16 protein-coding genes are annotated in these 18046 nt (G+C 36.3%); 4 read left to right on the forward strand and 12 right to left on the reverse strand.

The genetic code is table 11. From position 1 onward, the window contains the following. Positions 1-244: 244 nt before the first annotated feature. The 6 genes from RT261_RS15825 to RT261_RS15850 all read right to left on the reverse strand — a co-directional run bounded on the left by RT261_RS15825 (position 245) and on the right by RT261_RS15850 (position 7661). The gene (locus RT261_RS15825) at positions 245-1942 is read right to left on the reverse strand and encodes a S8 family peptidase (protein ID WP_313133917.1); all 1698 of its coding nucleotides are present in this window, start codon (positions 1940-1942) and stop codon (positions 245-247) included. Positions 1943-2193: 251 nt separating this feature from the next. Beyond that, positions 2194-2790 (reverse strand): hypothetical protein, encoded by a 597-nt coding sequence (locus RT261_RS15830; RefSeq protein ID WP_313133918.1) that lies wholly within the window; start codon positions 2788-2790, stop codon positions 2194-2196. 69 nt (positions 2791-2859) lie between these two features. Beyond that, positions 2860-3597 (reverse strand): DUF6033 family protein, encoded by a 738-nt coding sequence (locus tag RT261_RS15835; protein ID WP_313133919.1) that lies wholly within the window; start codon positions 3595-3597, stop codon positions 2860-2862. A gap of 242 nt (positions 3598-3839) precedes the next feature. Next, on the reverse strand, positions 3840-5330 hold the full coding sequence (locus RT261_RS15840) for a hypothetical protein (RefSeq protein ID WP_313133920.1): 1491 nt from the start codon (positions 5328-5330) through the stop codon (positions 3840-3842). Positions 5331-5608: 278 nt separating this feature from the next. Next, positions 5609-6307: a 5'-methylthioadenosine/adenosylhomocysteine nucleosidase gene (locus tag RT261_RS15845; RefSeq protein ID WP_313133921.1), complete on the reverse strand. Its 699-nt coding sequence runs from the start codon at positions 6305-6307 to the stop codon at positions 5609-5611. A 382-nt stretch (positions 6308-6689) separates the two neighbouring features. Beyond that, entirely contained in the window at positions 6690-7661 is a 972-nt protein-coding gene (locus tag RT261_RS15850; protein WP_313133923.1) for a class II aldolase/adducin family protein, read from the reverse strand. A gap of 306 nt (positions 7662-7967) precedes the next feature. Between RT261_RS15850 and RT261_RS15855 the strand changes: the two genes are divergently transcribed. After that, on the forward strand, positions 7968-8729 hold the full coding sequence (locus RT261_RS15855) for a DeoR/GlpR family DNA-binding transcription regulator (protein WP_313133924.1): 762 nt from the start codon (positions 7968-7970) through the stop codon (positions 8727-8729). 103 nt (positions 8730-8832) lie between these two features. Here RT261_RS15855 and mtnA read toward each other — a convergent pair whose 3' ends face one another. Both mtnA and RT261_RS15865 read right to left on the reverse strand, forming a co-directional pair. Then, the gene (gene mtnA / locus RT261_RS15860; protein WP_313133926.1) at positions 8833-9936 is read right to left on the reverse strand and encodes an S-methyl-5-thioribose-1-phosphate isomerase; all 1104 of its coding nucleotides are present in this window, start codon (positions 9934-9936) and stop codon (positions 8833-8835) included. A gap of 36 nt (positions 9937-9972) precedes the next feature. After that, positions 9973-10320, reverse strand: coding sequence for a hypothetical protein (locus tag RT261_RS15865; protein WP_313133928.1), 348 nt, complete (start codon positions 10318-10320; stop codon positions 9973-9975). Positions 10321-10891: 571 nt separating this feature from the next. Between RT261_RS15865 and RT261_RS15870 the strand changes: the two genes are divergently transcribed. Together RT261_RS15870 and RT261_RS15875 are read left to right on the forward strand one after the other, a co-directional pair. Continuing rightward, entirely contained in the window at positions 10892-11131 is a 240-nt protein-coding gene (locus RT261_RS15870) for a TIGR03905 family TSCPD domain-containing protein (protein ID WP_313133999.1), read from the forward strand. 3 nt (positions 11132-11134) lie between these two features. Then, on the forward strand, positions 11135-12199 hold the full coding sequence (locus RT261_RS15875; RefSeq protein ID WP_313133929.1) for an undecaprenyldiphospho-muramoylpentapeptide beta-N-acetylglucosaminyltransferase: 1065 nt from the start codon (positions 11135-11137) through the stop codon (positions 12197-12199). Positions 12200-12346: 147 nt separating this feature from the next. Here the strand turns inward: RT261_RS15875 and RT261_RS15880 are convergent, their stop codons facing one another. Continuing rightward, positions 12347-12760, reverse strand: a complete 414-nt coding sequence (locus RT261_RS15880) for an HIT family protein (protein WP_313133931.1) — start codon at positions 12758-12760, stop codon at positions 12347-12349. 164 nt (positions 12761-12924) lie between these two features. Between RT261_RS15880 and RT261_RS15885 the strand changes: the two genes are divergently transcribed. Continuing rightward, complete coding sequence (locus RT261_RS15885) at positions 12925-13662, forward strand: sensor histidine kinase (RefSeq protein ID WP_313133932.1); 738 nt, start codon at positions 12925-12927, stop codon at positions 13660-13662. A gap of 96 nt (positions 13663-13758) precedes the next feature. On the opposite strand, the gene RT261_RS15890 is transcribed toward RT261_RS15885, so the two are convergent. From RT261_RS15890 to glpK, 3 genes are all read right to left on the reverse strand, one after another. Next, positions 13759-14757, reverse strand: coding sequence for an SCP2 sterol-binding domain-containing protein (locus tag RT261_RS15890; RefSeq protein WP_313133933.1), 999 nt, complete (start codon positions 14755-14757; stop codon positions 13759-13761). A gap of 4 nt (positions 14758-14761) precedes the next feature. Next, entirely contained in the window at positions 14762-15970 is a 1209-nt protein-coding gene (locus RT261_RS15895) for a rhomboid family intramembrane serine protease (protein ID WP_313133935.1), read from the reverse strand. Positions 15971-16081: 111 nt separating this feature from the next. After that, positions 16082-17572 (reverse strand): glycerol kinase GlpK, encoded by a 1491-nt coding sequence (glpK, locus tag RT261_RS15900; protein ID WP_313133936.1) that lies wholly within the window; start codon positions 17570-17572, stop codon positions 16082-16084. Between the last annotated feature and the right edge of the window lie 474 nt (positions 17573-18046).

The following is an 18046-nucleotide window of genomic DNA, read 5'->3' on the forward strand; positions in this document are numbered from 1 at the left end:
CCGAATTGACATCTGATAAAGTACCAAATGAATTAAAGTCAAGACCACCAGCTTTGTCGGTAGCTTTGTCGGTTGTTTATTTTTGTTCATACAATGAAAATAACAGGCTGTCAACAGTTACAGCCTGTTATCGTAAATCAAATTTCTTATACCTATCTCGATTCTAAAACCTGTGAAAATTCCTTATAAAAAGCTTAATGGCTTTGGATCGGATTTCTTAGTAAAGCTTTAATGAGAATTCGTATTACTCTCCGCTTAAACTTCTAAAAGACTCATAAATATTTACAGTTCCATAACCCCATTCCCTATTAGGATAATTTATAGTAGGTTTCCTTTCCACCCCACGGATTAAGTACTTTTTAATCTGATAAGTATCTATGGCCCGATTATGACCATTTATGATTCCCCATTCAAGCAGCATAGCGGTAACTCCTGTAAGCAATGCAGCCGCAGTACTAGTCCCTGAAGTCAATCCATATCTTCCGTTAAGCAAAGGTGAGAAAACCTCTACGCCTGGTGCAGCAAAATCCGGATTAATTATATTATACCGGGTGTATCCTCTGCTGGCATCAATATAAAGACTTTGGTTTTTAGGATTGTATGCCGTAACTGTAATAGCATAAAAGCTATTTCCCGGCTCTGTTATAGTGGTATTGGGATCCGGAGACAGGAAAAAAGTTTTTTCTGAGATAAATCCCCGAACAGGCAGCCATATATGAAATCCTGAATTGATTTTTGTTCCATAAACTCTGAATTTCCATATACCTGGAGTAGGGTCTCTAAAGCGGAATAGAATCAGTTCATCACCGGACCAAGCTTCTACCACCACGTAATCAATATAAATAGTAGTGAATTCAAAAATAAAACGTATGTTTCTGAATTCACCTAATTTCGCTGGAATACGTGGAATATATTCTCCATAGGGAGAAATAATGTCAATGGAATAGGTACCCGGAGTATTCCCCCATAATTCCATGGAGAAATTCCCCTGATCTTCTCCTACATTTAACTCCACCTGAGTATAGCCAATTGCACTATCAATTTCCCCGAAAAAATGACTTCTGGCACTGCCCTCATTTCCTGCGGCAACAACAATTGAAATGCCAATTTGTCTTGAATAGGACGATATCAGATCATTTAAGGGCCCTAATCCCTCATGACTGCCCTGATTGGTCCCCAGTCCGATACATATAGCAATGGGGCGATTCATCTTTCTGGCTGTATTAACCAAATATGCCAATCCAAACATAATATCGCTTTCGGAATAACAAATTGCATCCTCAGATACTCCAAAATAATCTCTCAATTCCATTTTTGCATGTTTTAATTTTACAATAACATATTCTGATAATGGAACTACCCCAGAAAATTCTGCCGGCTCATCCGGAGTTCCACCAGCAAGCCCAGCTAAGGTCGTTCCATGGCCTAAATCATCAGTACTTGGTACGATATCCAATGGTGTCTCGCTTTCCAGGGCAAGATTAATCTGCTCTCTAGTATATTCCGTACCATAATAAAAGATATCAGGAGAAGCCTGCATATTCTCTATTGTCTGATCCCATATGGATACAATTCTGGTGGTTCCATCCTCATATCGGAACAAAGGACTCTGATAATCTATTCCTGTATCAACAAAGCCTAACAGCACTCCCTCCCCCTTCATGGATAAATAAGGTACCCCCTGAAGCCTTGTTACCCCCATCTCCTCAAGACTGGATAAATCCAGCAGGGAATGCAATTTGGGTAATACCGAATAGGCAATGGAACCGATCAGTCTTTCTGGTATACGGGGGTTAGGAACATAGATTACAGCGTATCTATCGTTGACATAATTAATTGTTTCACCTGCATATCTTGAAAATTCTTCCGGGCTAATAGCATATTCCACAATGGCATCCGCATAATCTTCACTAATTATTTTTCTTCTTTCTTCCTCAGTCATTCTTAAATAACTCCCAAATATAATTTAAGATTTGTTTTAATATATGAACTGAGAGTAAAACTTATCTGCTTTATTTGTACTTTATTATCTATATGTTACTTTTATTAAAAGAGAGTTTATCAATAATGAGGCCATGTGAATATAACAAATCCATTCGTTAAACCTCATTCATCTGATAAACTCTCTTATATGTTGTTTATTACACTTAGTCTATTTCACTTAGCTTATTTCACTTAGCTTATTTCCTTAGCCTATTCCACCGTTGATGCTTCTGCATCACTGACTCCATCTCCGGCGGTCGTTTCTCTGCTTTCCGCTGCTGCCATCTCTTCTTGCTCCAGGCTATTTAATTTATTCCTTATGTCATTCTTTTCTTCATCGTCAAACATAGATTTATGTTTTTTATGTTTTTCATTTACATGGAGCATGGCTGCCGCTTTTGCCGCCTGATAAAGTTCCGGACTAAATTCCATAAGCTTCTTCTCATCCTTTGCAGGGACCTTGTCTCCTTTGGCTATTCTCCTGGCAATTTCCATAAGCTTTGCCATGTCTCTAAATCCATCTTTCGCATCGTTACTTGCTTCTAGCTGTTCCCGATATGACTCCATTAATGCTTCCAGATTATTCTCATCAGCCAGGAAAGGATTATCATTTTCCTCTTGTCCCTGTAGCAATCCTATTCCTTCTGTAGAAATAATCAGGCTATCTATTCCTGCGGAACTACCGGCCTTTTTACCCTGCCTGGAATTATTTCCAACTTGATTTTTCTCAGCACTTGATGCATACCTATTTGCGGCAAAAAGGGAACTCTGTTTATTCTTGATTTCACTTGCATTTATGCTTAACATATTCTATACCTCCTGTTTCGAACATTCTATTACCAAGGCAACAGGCGTTCTTAACTTTCTCATATAATCTTAGCTTTTGATATCCAGGTTCTGTCCAACCTGTTTTTCTTTCTCTGTTTGGACATTGTCACTCATACCTGCATATAAAACATCATTTATCTTCTGAATCAATTCCGCAATAGATGAGGCGGTTACTGTTACCGCATCTTCTGCTTTATTGCCTGTATCTGTTTTGCTGTTATTCTCTGCTCTTTTCTTTTCTGCCCGTTTTTCCTTAGCTGCTTTCTCTGACTGTTTCTTTTCCTCCGCCTTTTTTGCGGAATTCTTCTCAATCCGTTTTTTCTGTGCTGCCAATGATTTATCAACTACCGCAAAGAAAGAAGCTGTGCCATTATCATTTACCTGCATGCCATAAGTCTTCACGCTTTCTGCATGGCTGCCCAGGCTTGTCTTTAATTGTGATAACTGGGCTGCCGCACCGCTAATAATACCTTCATACTGTTTTCTGTAACTCTCATCCGAAGCCATTTTCTCAATTTTTTCTGTGTCAATTAGTACTACCATACGATTTGCCTTTGCATATTTTCCTGCATTGGCCTTTGCTTCTTCTTTCTTATCCATGCTAACAAGGATAAAATCCATATTGGAATATTTCTTTTTCAACTGCTCGTAGTACTTTTGTGCCTTTTCGCTAAGTTCTGGTGAACCTATCGTATTACCATAATTCGCTTTCGATGTTTTCTGCACCGTCTCAGCCAATGTATAGCTTGATGTTGCTATATTGTCTGTTTGAGATATTGTGTTCATAATGTTATCCTCCTTGAATCCTTATCGTAAGTCCTTTTACGATGTTTTTATCTTATAAAAATAGGTAATTGGTACTATATGGTATATCGGCTCAACTTCTTGCAATCTTTATAATATGTAACAAAATACCTGTTATGGTATTGGTAACGGAATAAATAGCAAAAAAGGGCCTTTGCTCCATAGATGATCACTGATTACTCATCTATTTTGCAAAAGCCCTGTAATATTTCTTATTTAAAATTCTATGCCAAAAATTCTTTCAAAATATCCTCAATTAATTTATCTTCCAACTGGTCCGGACTTTTTCTTCTCTTGCTGCTGCTCACTCTGTTTTGCGTTTTATTCTGATATAGTTTTCCGGATTTACTACTTTCTTTCTTATCATCGGTGGAGAATAATTCATTGATACTTTCCTTTGAATTTACTTCTTTCGATTCTGCTATGCTATCTTTGGAAGCAGTTTTTGCTTCCTTAATATTATCCGTAGGTTCTTTTACATACAGGATAGGAGCTTCCTTTTCACTGCTGCCTTTCTCATTAAGCATTCCTAACTCTTCTTCCTGATTCTGTTTCTTAACTGTATTTTCTGCTTCTCGTCGTTCCTGGATTTCTCTCATCAAGTTTTCTTTTCTTTCTTGAGCAATGGTCTTTTGCTCCGTACCATGGTTTTTCTTATCTTCTTTCGCAATACGTTTTTCTAATAACAAAGCTTTTCGTATTTCTTCCTGTCTGATTTTTTCTTCTCTTCTTCTTTCTTCCGCTTTTCTTAATTCTTCCCTTTTTTGTTCCATTTCCGCACGTTCTTCAGCGCGTTTGTGTTCCAAAGCTAATTTTGTTTCTTCTTTTTTCATTTCTTTTATACGCTGCTCTTCCAAGCGTCTTGCTATTGCTTCTTCCTTTTTATCCTTCTTAGCCTGCTCCTTATCTAACTTTAATTGTAGCTTTCTTTCCTTTCCCTCTTCTTTTCTACGCTTTTTTTCTAATATTACCGCCTCTCTGATTTGGGCAGCTTCCATACGCGCCAGTTCTTTTCTTTCCTTTTTGGAAGTTCGATTCTCTTTGTTAGCAAAGGACTTACTCACACTCTCGGTTTTTTCCACCATAATAAAGGAAGAATCAGCAACCGCCATAATTGGCTTCATAGCTACCGGATCTCTATCCTCTTTTTCCAAATACTCTTTTTTATATTGTTCCACCATTTCCGGAGACAGAGCTTGTTGTTCCAAACGAACCTTTAAGAAATTCTCCAGATAATCTTTCATATTTAACCGAATCAGCTCTTTTTTACCGGATAAATTTAGGATACCTTCTAAAACTATCAACAATCCACTTGTAATAATACCCACAGAGAACACACTCAAAATTTGAGTTTTTCCACATTCATAAATAAGGCCTAGAATCGAGCTAACAGAGCCAATAAGGAGACATAGCATCAGAACTTGTCCACCAATATTTTCCCATGTTGATAACAAAACTCCACAGAATTTGTGGTGATATACGTACTTATCCACAAAGATATCCACATTATTCACACCTATCTTCAATTTGTAGAAAGTTTCAAACTTTAACTTCATTAATTGGGTCAGTTTATTTTTCGCTGACCCCATATTTTCTGAGGCTCTAACCAGTCCGGAATATATCAGGCTTAATACAAGTTTAAGCAATATTCCAAATCCAAACAGCCCACACATTATGTAAATAATAATATTGTTATCAAATAGTTCTTTCACCACAAAAATATCCCCTTTCTTCCCATAAGCTATAGTTATTATAACGAATAACTATTTCTTTGAAAAGAGAAAGGGGACAACAATCGGTTGACAGCCATAGACATGTAATCGCATAATTAAGTAATATTCCACTTTTAGAAATAAAATAAATCCCATTTCTTAGCATAAGAATTCTCATTCTGTCACTTTCTGTCTATGAAAAATTTAATTGATTAATTCACCAATACATATACTATTAAATTTATAAATGAATTTTATTAAAAAATTGGTTCAAAATGTTTCTATATTTCTGCTATAAGTCCTGTCATTAAATTTACGGTATGACGGATTGCCTGTGCTTCAAATTCATAATAATCCATATTAGCACTATCATCGGCCTTATCTGATATGGCGCGAACAATTAAAAATGGAATATGATTCAGATAAGCCGTTTGAGCGATAGCCGCCCCTTCCATTTCAGTACAGAATCCCTGGAACTGGCTCGCAATCCAGTTCTTCTTATTTTTATCATCAATAAACTGGTCACCACTTACTACTCTTCCAAGATACACCTTAATATCCGTATTTACATTTTCACATATCCTTTTAGCAAGTTGAATCAACCCTTTATCCCCAGGGAATGTAGAAGTCTCCATTCTTGGAATAACCCCGTACTCATGTCCAAATCCAGTCACATCCATATCATGCTGAAGAGCATCCGTAGATAACACAATATCCCCAATATTAATTTCTGCTTTCAAAGATCCTGCAATACCAGTATTAATTACCGCTTCAATCTGAAATTCATCAATTAATATCTGTGTACAAATTGCTGCATTAACTTTACCTATTCCGGAACGCACCACCACAATTTTCTTACCCTGAATAGATCCAGAATAAAAATCCATACAAGCCTTAGTCTTTACCTGAACCCCTGACATTTTATCTTTAAGCTGCTTTACTTCTTCGTCCATTGCACCTATAATTCCGATTTTTTTCATCCTATTAACTCCTAACTTCATATTCTTTTGTTTATCTTTCTGTATTATAAAAGATATTATTCTTTTGTACAACCGTTTTTCTACATTGAAATCAGTATTAACGAACTGACGCTTTGCCTAATATAGGTTATCCAGACCATAGAGAGTAGGGGATATTGTATATTGCTTGTTCCATAGAGGAATTCGATGGTTCTAATACGATAGTAATCGCTTAAAGCAATTTAAAAATTAAGAACTCCTCGGTTTTGCCCCGTAAATAATAGGTGCAAAACCGAGGAGTTCTTAATTTTTAAATATTGGCGCGATTTCTATCATATAAGAACCATTAGCGAATTTCTCTCCTATTGCATGCCGCATCTGCTTGCATATTTGGCGGTGCCGCCTAAAGCTTCGCAACTTCTTCTGTGACTCTTCTTACAACCTCAGCTATAATTTCTTCTTTGGTTTTGTTTGTCATAGTTGCTTGTTCCTTCGGGGCTATTACAGTTCCTCCGCACCCACAGCCAGTATCTTGTGAAGGGGCGCCTGGACTTACTAATGGTGTAACCCCTGACAGATGGGTTTGAGGTTGAGACTGAGGCTGAATTTGTGAAATTCCCATTACCTGCTCTGTCTGTAAAGGTTCAGAAGATAAAACATCCTGGGTATTGGTTGTTCTTGTTGAACAGTTTGGAATACCCCCTGTGTTAATTCCTAATTTCTTTCTGGTATTTATTAATTCATTAACCTGATCGCAGGATAGTTCGTTTTGTTTTCCAATTATTTGTCCGGTATACATTAATACCGTTGCATAATATTCAATAGATTCCAAACGGAAAAATGCTTCAAAAACATCCCTTCCCCAGCTCAATGCTCCATGATTTGCCAGTAATACACCATTGTGCGTCTTACAAAATGGTGCAATGGAATCGGGAACTTCTTGAGTACCCGGTGTAGCATAATGAGCGATTGGAACGGAGCCTAATTGTACAATAGCCTCGGGAAGTATTGGTCTGTCCAGACTAATACCTGCAATTGCAAAGGAAGTTGCAACCGGCGGATGTGCATGAGTGACTGCCATTACCTCAGGATTTTCTTCATAGACTCTAAGATGCATTTTTACTTCTGAAGAGGGTTTGCGATTACCAGCTAATATCTCACCGTTAAAATCCATCTTCACCAGCATGTCCATTGTCATAAATCCTTTTGATACTCCAGTAGGTGTAGTCCATATGATGTTAGGACCAACCTTGCAACTAATATTGCCATCGTTGGCTGCGACAAACCCTTTCATATACATTCTCTTACCAATTTCAAGAATTGCTTTTTTAGCTTCAAAATCGGAAGGATATCTTTTCCCTTGGATTGTCATCATTTCATAGTCACCTTCTTCCTCCTTTTTATGTAAATGTTGTTTTGTAATGTGGTTTTGTCAGACTTGATTGTGCTGCCGTATTACTGATTTTATCTGAACTTTAATTAAAAATTTTGTTTGATTGCATTTAAATTTTACTATTTTTATGTGGTTTTGTCAATATTTTATTTCTATTTATTTTGTTTTGTTTTGTTTTTTATATTATTTACCAAATTTTTCGCAAATTTTCTTTACAAACTTGAAAGATTATGTGATAATAATCTCTGAAAACAACAATATCAAAAATGAGTTTGGAGGGTTTAAATAATGCTTGCAGTAACACGAAAAGCAAAAATCAAAGACATTATTCTGGAAAAGAAAAGTGTCATCGTATCAGAATTAGCAAAAGATTTTTCTGTTACAGAAGAAACAATAAGAAGGGATCTAAAAACTTTAGAGGATGAAGGTTTTCTCATTCGTACTTATGGCGGTGCATTTATTCAAGATGGCGTACAAAATGAAGTAGAGCTGTCCTTACGGGAAACTGCGTATACAGACAGCAAACAGTTAATCGCTAAAAAATGTGCCGAAATCATTCACAATGGAGATTCCATATTTTTAGACGCATCCACTACTGCACTTTTCATTGCAAAATCCATTCGCGAAATGCGCTTAACTGTATTAACGAATTCCCTAAAAGTAATTAACCTGCTTACGGATTCTCCAAACATTCGGCTGATTTCCATTGGAGGCTTGTTTAATTCCAATAATATGTCCTTTATTGGTCGAAGCGCGTTATCTTCCCTGGAAAGTTATTATGTAGACAAAACCTTTATGTCATGCCGCTCGTTGTCTCAAACTCATGGCGTAACAGATTCCAACGAAGCTATGTCCGAAATCAGACAAAAGCTATTAAAAAGAAGTAACAAAATTTACGTTGTGGCAGATTATTCTAAGTTCGATAAAACCTCTTTCATCAGTATTTGCGGATTTGAGGATATTGACGGCGTGATTACGGATAAACAATTGGATCAAGGCTGGACTAATTTCTTAGCCGAGAATAATGTTATATATTATCCATGCAAATAAGGACTTTTTTAGTTAGAATGGGCTGTTGCAAAACTTGCAACAGCCCTTCTTCCTGTATATAAAGGGAGCATCCTATACTGATCCTATATAATATTTACTTCGATTATTTAGTCTCTTTGGCTGCTTTAGCCGCTTCCTTTTTTGCAAATATTTCTTTTAATGATTCTGTGTAAGGCGCTCTAGCAATACCATATTCCGTAACAATTCCCGCTATTAAATCATTATCTGTAACATCAAATGCAGGGTTGAATACCTTAACTCCCTCCGGAGCCATACGTTTCTTATACCACATTTCAGTTATTTCTTCAGCAGGTCTTTGCTCAATATGGATATCTGCTCCTGTCTTAGTATTTAAATCAATGGTAGAAGTAGGTGCACAGATATAAACAGGAACGTTGTATCTCTTTGCAACCGTTGCAACTACAGAGGTACCAATCTTGTTGGCAGTATCACCATTGGCAGCAACACGGTCACAGCCTACAAATACTGCATTTACCCACCCATTTTTCATTACTGTTGCAGACATATTATCGCAGATTAAAGTAACATCAAGACCGGATTCATGTAATTCATAAGCAGTTAATCTTGCTCCTTGAAGTAAAGGTCTTGTTTCATCAGCAAAAATCTTAAAGTTATATCCTCGTTCCTGGCCAAGATACATTAGGGCTGTTGCAGTACCATATTTTGCTGTTGCCAGTTGTCCTGCATTACAGTGAGTCAATAACCCATCTCCCGGCTTAACAAGACTTAGTCCGTATTCACCGATTTGCTTGCATACCCAGATATCTTCTTCTTTAATTTCAACTGCTTCTTTATGAAGTAGTTCTTTGATCTCTGCTACGGATTTATCTTTATTGGCTTTTACTACATCGTCCATACGGTCTAATGCCCAGAATAAATTAACTGCTGTAGGACGGGCAGATGCCAGATATTCTTTTGCCTTTGAAAATTGCTGATAGAATTCATCATAAGTTTCTGCTTTTATTTCTTTGGCTGCTAAATAGATACCAATTGCGGCAGCTACACCAATAGCAGGTGCCCCTCTGACTTTCAGTAGATAAATTGCATCCCAGATATCTTCTTGTTTTGTTAATTCCAGTATTTCTGTGTTATATGGAAGTTGCGTTTGGTCGATGATGACTAAGGCACTTTTTCCATCATCAAGGGCTACGGTTTCATAGTCCATAATTGACTTTTTGTTGCTCATATTGTTCTTCCTTTCTGTGTAAGTTGCTTGGATATTCTAGTTGATTTTTGCCACAGCTTTTTCAATTGCTTTTCTATAATCAGCACCGCATTTGAAACTTGTACGGTTCATGATGTAGTCTTTTGCTAATGTAATAACAATTCTTTCTGCTAGCACCGTGCCAAAATACCATTCTAAGAAGCCTTCTGTTTTAGCCATAATATCTGTAATATTTTCTTTAAATACTGCTTTGAATTTTGCAATGAATTTATCCACAATTTCTTCAATGGTGTCTAATACCCATCCAGAAAAATCCGCTTTTTTCACTTCATCTTGGATGGTTGCATCACCATGGCACCAAGCAAAGAACATGTTCGCTATTACGTTACCAGCATCATAACCCATGGACCCGTAAAATGCAAACTCCGGATCGAATACATAAGTATAATTTTGATTGATAAAAATAGAACCGGTATGCAGGTCATTTGAGTTATGTTGTTTTTGTGGAATCTAACCATATTCTTATGGCTTTTCTTCCTAAACAACTATATAATAACACTAACACACAAAATTTACAACATTTTTATGAAAAAATTATTTTATTTGATGTTATTAATTTATTTTTATATATAAAGCACAAAATTTCGATATAAAAGGAGGGTATATCATACTAATTTTGTTCTATTTGCATCTTAAAGTTCAACTATATATCAATGTTTTTCTTTGTAAATGCTTAATTCAAATTGTTTTATGTTGTTTTTAAACCTTGTTTTTTGTGATTTTTGTTTATTTATATATAAAAGTTCTTTACTTTACTTTTGGGGATTCGATTTCAAATAGAGACGGAATCTCCAAAGATTATAGAGAATATCATTGCGATTTCATACAATTGTGGTTATAATAAAGAGGTGTATTGATATAGTAAGTTATTGTAAAATTCAAAATACAGTATATGATACATAGAAAGGGATTTTTTATGATTTACAAAACTTCCGGTGTTTGTTGCTCCGAAATATCATTTGAAATTGAAGAAAATGTTATAAAGAATGTAAACTTTAAAGGTGGATGCTCAGGAAATGCTGCTGGAATCTCAAAACTGGTAGTCGGCATGCCCGTAGATGATGTGATTTCCCGTTTGGAAGGTATCCAATGTGGTTATAAATCCACATCATGTCCCGACCAATTATCCAAAGCCTTAAAGGAATGGAGGAGATAGGTAATGAAACGCATAGTCTTAACCGGCGGTGGAACAGCAGGACATGTTACTCCTAATATTGCTCTTTTACCTGCACTTACAAAAGAAGGCTTTGATGTACATTACATTGGCTCTTATGATGGAATAGAGAGAAAACTTATTGAAGATCTTGGGATTCCTTATTACGGAATATCCTCCGGTAAATTGAGACGATATTTTGACCCAAAGAATTTCAGCGATCCTTTTAAAGTGATAAAAGGAATGTTTGAAGCTAATTCATTACTAAAGAAGTTAAAACCCGATGTGGTTTTTTCCAAAGGCGGATTCGTTACCGTTCCTGTAGTTTTAGCAGCTAAAAGAAGAGGTATACCGGCTATTATTCACGAGTCCGACATGACTCCCGGCCTGGCTAATAAACTCTGCATTCCTTCCGCAAAAAAGGTATGTGCCAATTTTCCTGAAACCGTAAAATACCTTCCAGAGGGAAAAGCCATATTGACCGGAACCCCTATCAGACAGGAACTGTTCTCAGGAAACAAGCTGGCAGGTCTGGACTTTTGCGGTTTTACAGCGAATAAGCCGGTAATCCTGGTTATCGGTGGCAGTACCGGTTCTGTTGTGGTAAATGAAGCTGTCCGGGGAGTTCTTCCGACTTTACTTAAGCAATACCAGGTCATTCATTTATGCGGAAAGGACAAGGCAGATCCCAAGTTCAATAACCTGCCCGGATACATCCAGTTTGAATATATTAAGAAGGAATTAAGTGATTTGTTAGATGCCGCAGATATTGTTATCTCCAGAGCGGGCGCCAATGCAATCTGCGAGCTGCTGGCTTTAAGAAAACCACACATTCTAATACCTTTATCTGCAGCTTCCAGCAGGGGTGACCAGATTCTCAATGCAGAATCCTTTGAGCGCCAAGGTTTTAGTTATGTTGTAAAAGAGGAAGCCTTAACTTCAGATTCTCTATTAGAGGCAGTGCATAGTGTATATAACAACCGAACGGCTTATATAGATGCAATGAGTAAAAGTAATTTAAATAATTCCATTGATACTATTATGAAGATTATTAAAGATACAGCCCTATAGAAAACAGATGGCGTATCCATATTTCATCACCGGTAAACGGGATAAAGTATGGATACGCCTTTTCTTTAGATTCCAGCCACATTGATAATAACCGTCTGATCAGCAATAGCTGCTAATTCATAACAGCCGTCAAATCGCAGTTTGAAACTATAATCTTTTGCGGATTGCATCTGCCAGAGCTGCTGCTTCTCCCTCACCGTATTTTCCCGGGTTCCAGGTTATATTTACCTGATCGTCCTTATATCTGGGAATTAGATGAATATGGAGATGGAAGACGGTTTGTCCTGCTGCTTCGCCATTGTTTTGTAATATATTCATTCCGTCACATTTTAATTCTTCTTTCATGGCTTTAGCAACTTTAGATACAACTACTAAAGCTTTAGAAGCAAGTTCGGCATCCAATTCAAAAATATTAGGCACATGTTTTTTTACTAATAAAATAGCATGTCCTTTGGAAGCCGGAGAAATATCCATAATAATACAAAAATCTTCATCCTCGTATAATGTTGTCGACGGAATTTCTTTCCCAATTATCTTACAAAATATACAATTATCATTCATTTTTCTTCCTCCCTTACTTGTCGAATTTGGTTTTATTATATTTCTAATGCTAGTATTTTATTTTTTTCTAAGTTTTAATTTGACTTGGTTGTCGTTTCTTGTATATGAGTTTTTATTGTATAAAATCTTATATTCTGCTAAGATTACCCCAGGAGGTGAAAATAATGTACACTAAGGAAGAAGAATTACAATTGCAAGAATTAATAAAATCAAATGAAGAATTTGCTTATTTCTTAAATAAATCTAATGAAAACGGCAAATTATTAATTTCCCACTTTTCCCATGAATTAAGAAATCCTTTAACCTTAATTAAAAGTACCGTTCAATTAATTGAATCTAATCACCCTGAGGCAAAGGACTTTAAATACTGGACCCAGTTAAATGAAGATATTAACGAATTAGAAGTTTTACTAACAGATCTTAGCTTTTATAATAATAGCGAAAAGATCTCTATTGAAAAGCAGGATTTACTTCTATTACTTAATTCAGTATTAAGTGCCTTTTATCCTCAAGCGGAACAACGTGGCATCCATTTATCATTAGCTATTGAAGATAATGATAAGCCTTACTTTACCCAATTTTCTTACGATAGAATTAAGATGAAACAGGTCTTTACCAATTTAATTCGTAATGCTTTTGATGCAACCAAGGCAGGAAATTATATTCACATTGAATGCAAGGCTTATACTCCCACACATATTACCATAGCCGTTCATAATAATGGACAGATGATACCTGAAGATGAAATATCTACTATCTTTAAGCCTTTTGTTACATATAAAGCCGGAGGAACAGGGCTTGGATTAGCAATTTCATCAAGAATCATCAGGGCCCATGAAGGCACAATGAAAGTATCCTCTACCGAGGAAAAGACAAGTTTTCTCATTACATTACCTTTGTAGGTGACTATGCTTATAAACAAACCTTATTATATATGCTTACTCCATCGTCTATATAGTATCCCTATATTTTGATGATGGGTAAGCGCTTTTTTATTTTTAAAATGATTTAAAGCGAAATACCTGATCAAATGTACGTAAGATTTTAAAATTTCCTTTGGCAGTTAATTCTCCGGACATAAATGCTCTTTGAAATGTCATTCTTCCCGTTGTTAACTTATTCATAACTTCGTAAGAGGTTTTTGCAACAACTTCTGCATCTTCCTTTTCTCCATAGAAGCATTTTAAATCGTCACCATTTACTTCAATTACTAAAGTTTTATTCAAATCTGTAATAGTGATGGCATAACTTGCGATAAATTCATTACTAGGATAAAAGCTATTTTGAAAGTTCTTTATAAATTCCTGATTGCCACCTTCCTCTTGACCGCCTAACATACCTTTGAATAATTGTGTTAATTCTTCAATGTCTTCTTTTTGTTTCTTAACATAAGCATCATCAGAGACATATATGGATAATTGTTCACTTTCCTGAGGTGTTAAATCCAATGCATTGGTCTTTAACAAATTCTTTTTTATAGCTGAGTTACTGGTAGGCAATGTTTTTGCTTTTTTATTTATCACTTTGTAAAAGTTTTCCGCTTTTTTCTCAATAATTTGTGCATATGACAGGTTTGTTTCAAAATCCACATGATCTTCCACATAGGCGGAGATGCCTTCATATGGGATTCCTCCAAGAATCTCCCAAGACTTAATCAAAGTTAACTCTGCTTCTCTTTCTCCATAGGCATTGGCTGTGACCACCGGCATCATGTACAGCTTACTTAGATGCTCCTTATCTCCATAAAGCCAGCAGGCATCTAAAAATTGCTGCATAAATCCGCCAATACCCAGCCATTCCACTGTGGTTGCCAAAATAACTCCATCGGCTTCTTTTAATGTCTTCGGCAGCATAGTGATACCATTCTTCTCTTCATATAGATTATATCGGACTACTTTAACACGAAGTTCATTTAATACTTCTGTGATCTTATTGATTACATAAATTGTCGGATCTTCTATAAAACCTCTTCCGCCATAATATATGTTTATCTGCATCCTCTCATCCCCTTTCAAGGTCTCTCTTTTGTATTCTATAAAGTACAGCAGCCAATGCAGCTCCTGACAGTAAGCCTCCAATATGGGCTGCATTATCAATGCCCTGGCTGGTTAGTCCTCCATAAAGACTTAATAAGACAAATACCACCATCTGCCTTGTACTAATATCTTTGATTCTTCCTTTATTTATTAAAACAATAAAGGCCATTGCGCCTACTACCCCGAAGATAGCTCCGGAAGCACCTGCCGATACTACATAATTATTTTTTAACATATTATACCCTAAGGAAGCTATACCTGCAAGAAGTCCGGAAGCAAAATAAATACACAGATACTTTACTTTTCCTACAATCCGCTCTAACTTATCTCCAATAAAGAATAAAACAAGCATATTGTTGACTAAATGATCAAAGCCAAAATGCAGGAACATATAAGTAAAGAATCGATAATATTCATGAGAAACTTCCATAGCAGGCCAATACAAAGCACCTTTATCCAGCATATAGTATATGTCATTGGTGGAACCCCGTATCTCCATAATAAGAAATACCAATGCATTAATCAAAATAAGTAGATTGGTGATGGTAAATACGTGACCTTTAGTTCTTTTTTTCCTGGTTCTTTCCTGATTGTAGCGGTATTGATTATAGCCTTCATCGTTTACGCCACTGTCTCTTTCGGTATCCTGATAGTCGTTTTCATTGTTTCCGGCTGCTCCGTAACTTCCGCTGGCTCTATAATTGCTATTAGCTCCGTAATTTCCTCCAGCGCTATAACTTCCAGTATCGGCAACAGTTCTATAACCTGGGGTTTCATTTTTAATTTTATATAAAATATCATCAAGCTCTCTTTGCAGTCCTAAGAAATCATCTCGATGATTTTCATAAATAATTAATCTTTTGTTTCTATTATCTAAGTACCAGATATTATTATCCATCCCGGACATCTCACGGGCCTTTTCCATGTTATCGGTATAGATTATGGTCAGAAAATGCAGTATCTGACCCATATTATTATAATTAGTATAAATCTGACTTTGGATATTACGGAATTGTTCTTTCGCAAACTCTTGTCCCGTTAAAGCTTCATATACCGTTAAAAGATATATTTCCTGCTCCATATTTCTAAAATAAACGCAGATATTCTCCACATTTACCTTAATCTTTTTAAACCCTTTTTCCATCATGCAAGAATTCAACATATCTAAAATCATAATTTATATTCCTTTATTATTCTGTGTTTTTACGATATATAAAAACATATACTTTACTATATCGACAATATTGGTTTCATTTATAAATACTATTTATAAATAGTTCCTATTTTATTTTGCCTGGTCAAAAGATCGTTTCACTGCCTCTTTCCAACCAGATATTAATTCTTGTCGCTCTTTCTTCTCCATGTTAGAGGTAAAAGTTCTGGATAATGCCCAGTTCTCTTTGATTTCTTTCTTATCTTTCCAGAAACCGGTTGCCAGTCCTGCTAAATAGGATGCCCCTAAAGCAGTGGTCTCTATACAATCCGGCCGCATAACAGTTGTATCCAGAATATCAGCTTGAAATTGCATTAAAAAGTTGTTAGCGCAAGCTCCTCCATCTACCTTCAGATGTTTAATAGCTAAAGATGCATCCTGTTCCATAGCCTTGATTACGTCATAAACTTCATAAGCAATGGATTCCAAGACAGCACGGACAATGTGGTTCTTATTGGCACCTCTTGTAATACCTATTATGGTACCCCTTGCATATTGATCCCAATAAGGCGCCCCTAGGCCGGAAAAAGCAGGAACTACATATACACCGTTGCTATTCTCTACTTTCATGGCACATTCTTCTGACTCTGCTGCAGTTTTAATAATTTGTAATTCATCTCTTAACCACTGTATGGCTGCGCCTGCAACAAATACGCTTCCTTCTAAAGCATATTGTACTTTGTCATTGTCACTGGCAGCGATAGTAGTTAATAAGCCATGGTTAGATTGAATCGCCTCTTCTCCGGTATTCATTAACAAGAAGCAGCCAGTTCCATATGTATTCTTGCATTCCCCTGATTCAAAGCAGCCTTGCCCAAATAATGCCGCCTGTTGGTCTCCTGCCACTCCCGCAATGGGGATTTCATCGCTAAATATACCGGGTGTTGTTAATCCATATACATAACTGGAAGGTTTTACTTCCGGTAACATTGACCTTGGGATATCTAATCTGGTAAGTATTTCTTCATCCCACTCCAAAGTGTGAATATTATATAACATGGTTCTGGAGGCATTAGTATAATCGGTAGCATGTATCTCACCTCTTGTAAGATTCCAGATCAACCAGGTGTCAACGGTACCAAATAGCAGATTTCCAGCTTCTGCATCTGCCCTTGCTCCCTCTACGTTATCTAATATCCATTTTATCTTGGTGCCTGAAAAATACGCATCTGGAATCAAACCGGTTTTACTTTGAATTACTTTATCAAAACCAGAGCCTTTCAGCTCCATAATCATATCAGATGTTCTTCTGCATTGCCAGACAATAGCGTTATAGACAGGTTGCCCGGTATGCTTATTCCATACAACAGTAGTTTCCCTCTGATTGGTGATTCCGATACCTGCAATCTCTTCTCCACATGCTCCTATTTTACTAATTGCTTCTGCTGCAACACCAATCTGAGTGGACCATATCTCCATAGGATTGTGTTCCACCCAGCCAGACTCCGGATAAATCTGTGTGAACTCTTTCTGAGCCATACTGCAGATCTGGCCCTTCTTATCAAATAAAATGCACCGGGAACTAGTAGTTCCCTGATCCAATGCCATTACATACTTTTTCATATACATCCTCCTCTTTCTGCATACCCCATATATGCCATTAATAAGCTGAATTGTAGTCTGAAAATTTTATCTTTTCACGTAATTCTTTGAAATCATTATACTATTTGTTTTTTATTATTACAAGCATTGCGGTACAGGGCTTTTATTTGCTTTACGGTATGCAGCTTTTTATTTGCTTGCGGTATACGGCTTTTATTTGCTGCGGGATGTGACTTTTATTTGCTTTTATTTGCTACTATTTGGAGTTTATTTACGCTAAAAAGAATTGATTTTTTGTTAGAATTATATAAACTGTTAAATTCAACATTTTTATATATTAATTCTTACATACCGAAAAATTTTGAACTTATTTATGTTAATATATCATTGTCGGAACTTCACATAAGTAATACTATGGCAGTATATTTGAAAGTTTAAAATTTCAGTATACGCTAAGAATATCAAGAAATTGATAACTTAAAACCTTAGTATTAA

The organism is Anaerocolumna sp. (genome assembly GCF_032079385.1).
In the GTDB taxonomy this organism is placed as follows: domain Bacteria; phylum Bacillota; class Clostridia; order Lachnospirales; family Lachnospiraceae; genus Anaerocolumna.

Coding starts and splice junctions, on each gene's coding strand:
- RT261_RS15825 (WP_313133917.1), bottom strand. CDS start 1,942: ATGACTGAGGAAGAAAGAAGAAAAATAATTAGTGAAGATTATGCGGAT.
- RT261_RS15830 (WP_313133918.1), bottom strand. CDS start 2,790: ATGTTAAGCATAAATGCAAGTGAAATCAAGAATAAACAGAGTTCCCTT.
- RT261_RS15835 (WP_313133919.1), bottom strand. CDS start 3,597: ATGAACACAATATCTCAAACAGACAATATAGCAACATCAAGCTATACA.
- RT261_RS15845 (WP_313133921.1), bottom strand. CDS start 6,307: ATGAAAAAAATCGGAATTATAGGTGCAATGGACGAAGAAGTAAAGCAG.
- RT261_RS15850 (WP_313133923.1), bottom strand. CDS start 7,661: ATGATGACAATCCAAGGGAAAAGATATCCTTCCGATTTTGAAGCTAAA.
- RT261_RS15855 (WP_313133924.1), top strand. CDS start 7,968: ATGCTTGCAGTAACACGAAAAGCAAAAATCAAAGACATTATTCTGGAA.
- mtnA (WP_313133926.1), bottom strand. CDS start 9,936: ATGAGCAACAAAAAGTCAATTATGGACTATGAAACCGTAGCCCTTGAT.
- RT261_RS15865 (WP_313133928.1), bottom strand. CDS start 10,320: ATGGGTTATGATGCTGGTAACGTAATAGCGAACATGTTCTTTGCTTGG.
- RT261_RS15870 (WP_313133999.1), top strand. CDS start 10,892: ATGATTTACAAAACTTCCGGTGTTTGTTGCTCCGAAATATCATTTGAA.
- RT261_RS15875 (WP_313133929.1), top strand. CDS start 11,135: ATGAAACGCATAGTCTTAACCGGCGGTGGAACAGCAGGACATGTTACT.
- RT261_RS15880 (WP_313133931.1), bottom strand. CDS start 12,760: ATGAATGATAATTGTATATTTTGTAAGATAATTGGGAAAGAAATTCCG.
- RT261_RS15885 (WP_313133932.1), top strand. CDS start 12,925: ATGTACACTAAGGAAGAAGAATTACAATTGCAAGAATTAATAAAATCA.
- RT261_RS15890 (WP_313133933.1), bottom strand. CDS start 14,757: ATGCAGATAAACATATATTATGGCGGAAGAGGTTTTATAGAAGATCCG.
- RT261_RS15895 (WP_313133935.1), bottom strand. CDS start 15,970: ATGATTTTAGATATGTTGAATTCTTGCATGATGGAAAAAGGGTTTAAA.
- glpK (WP_313133936.1), bottom strand. CDS start 17,572: ATGAAAAAGTATGTAATGGCATTGGATCAGGGAACTACTAGTTCCCGG.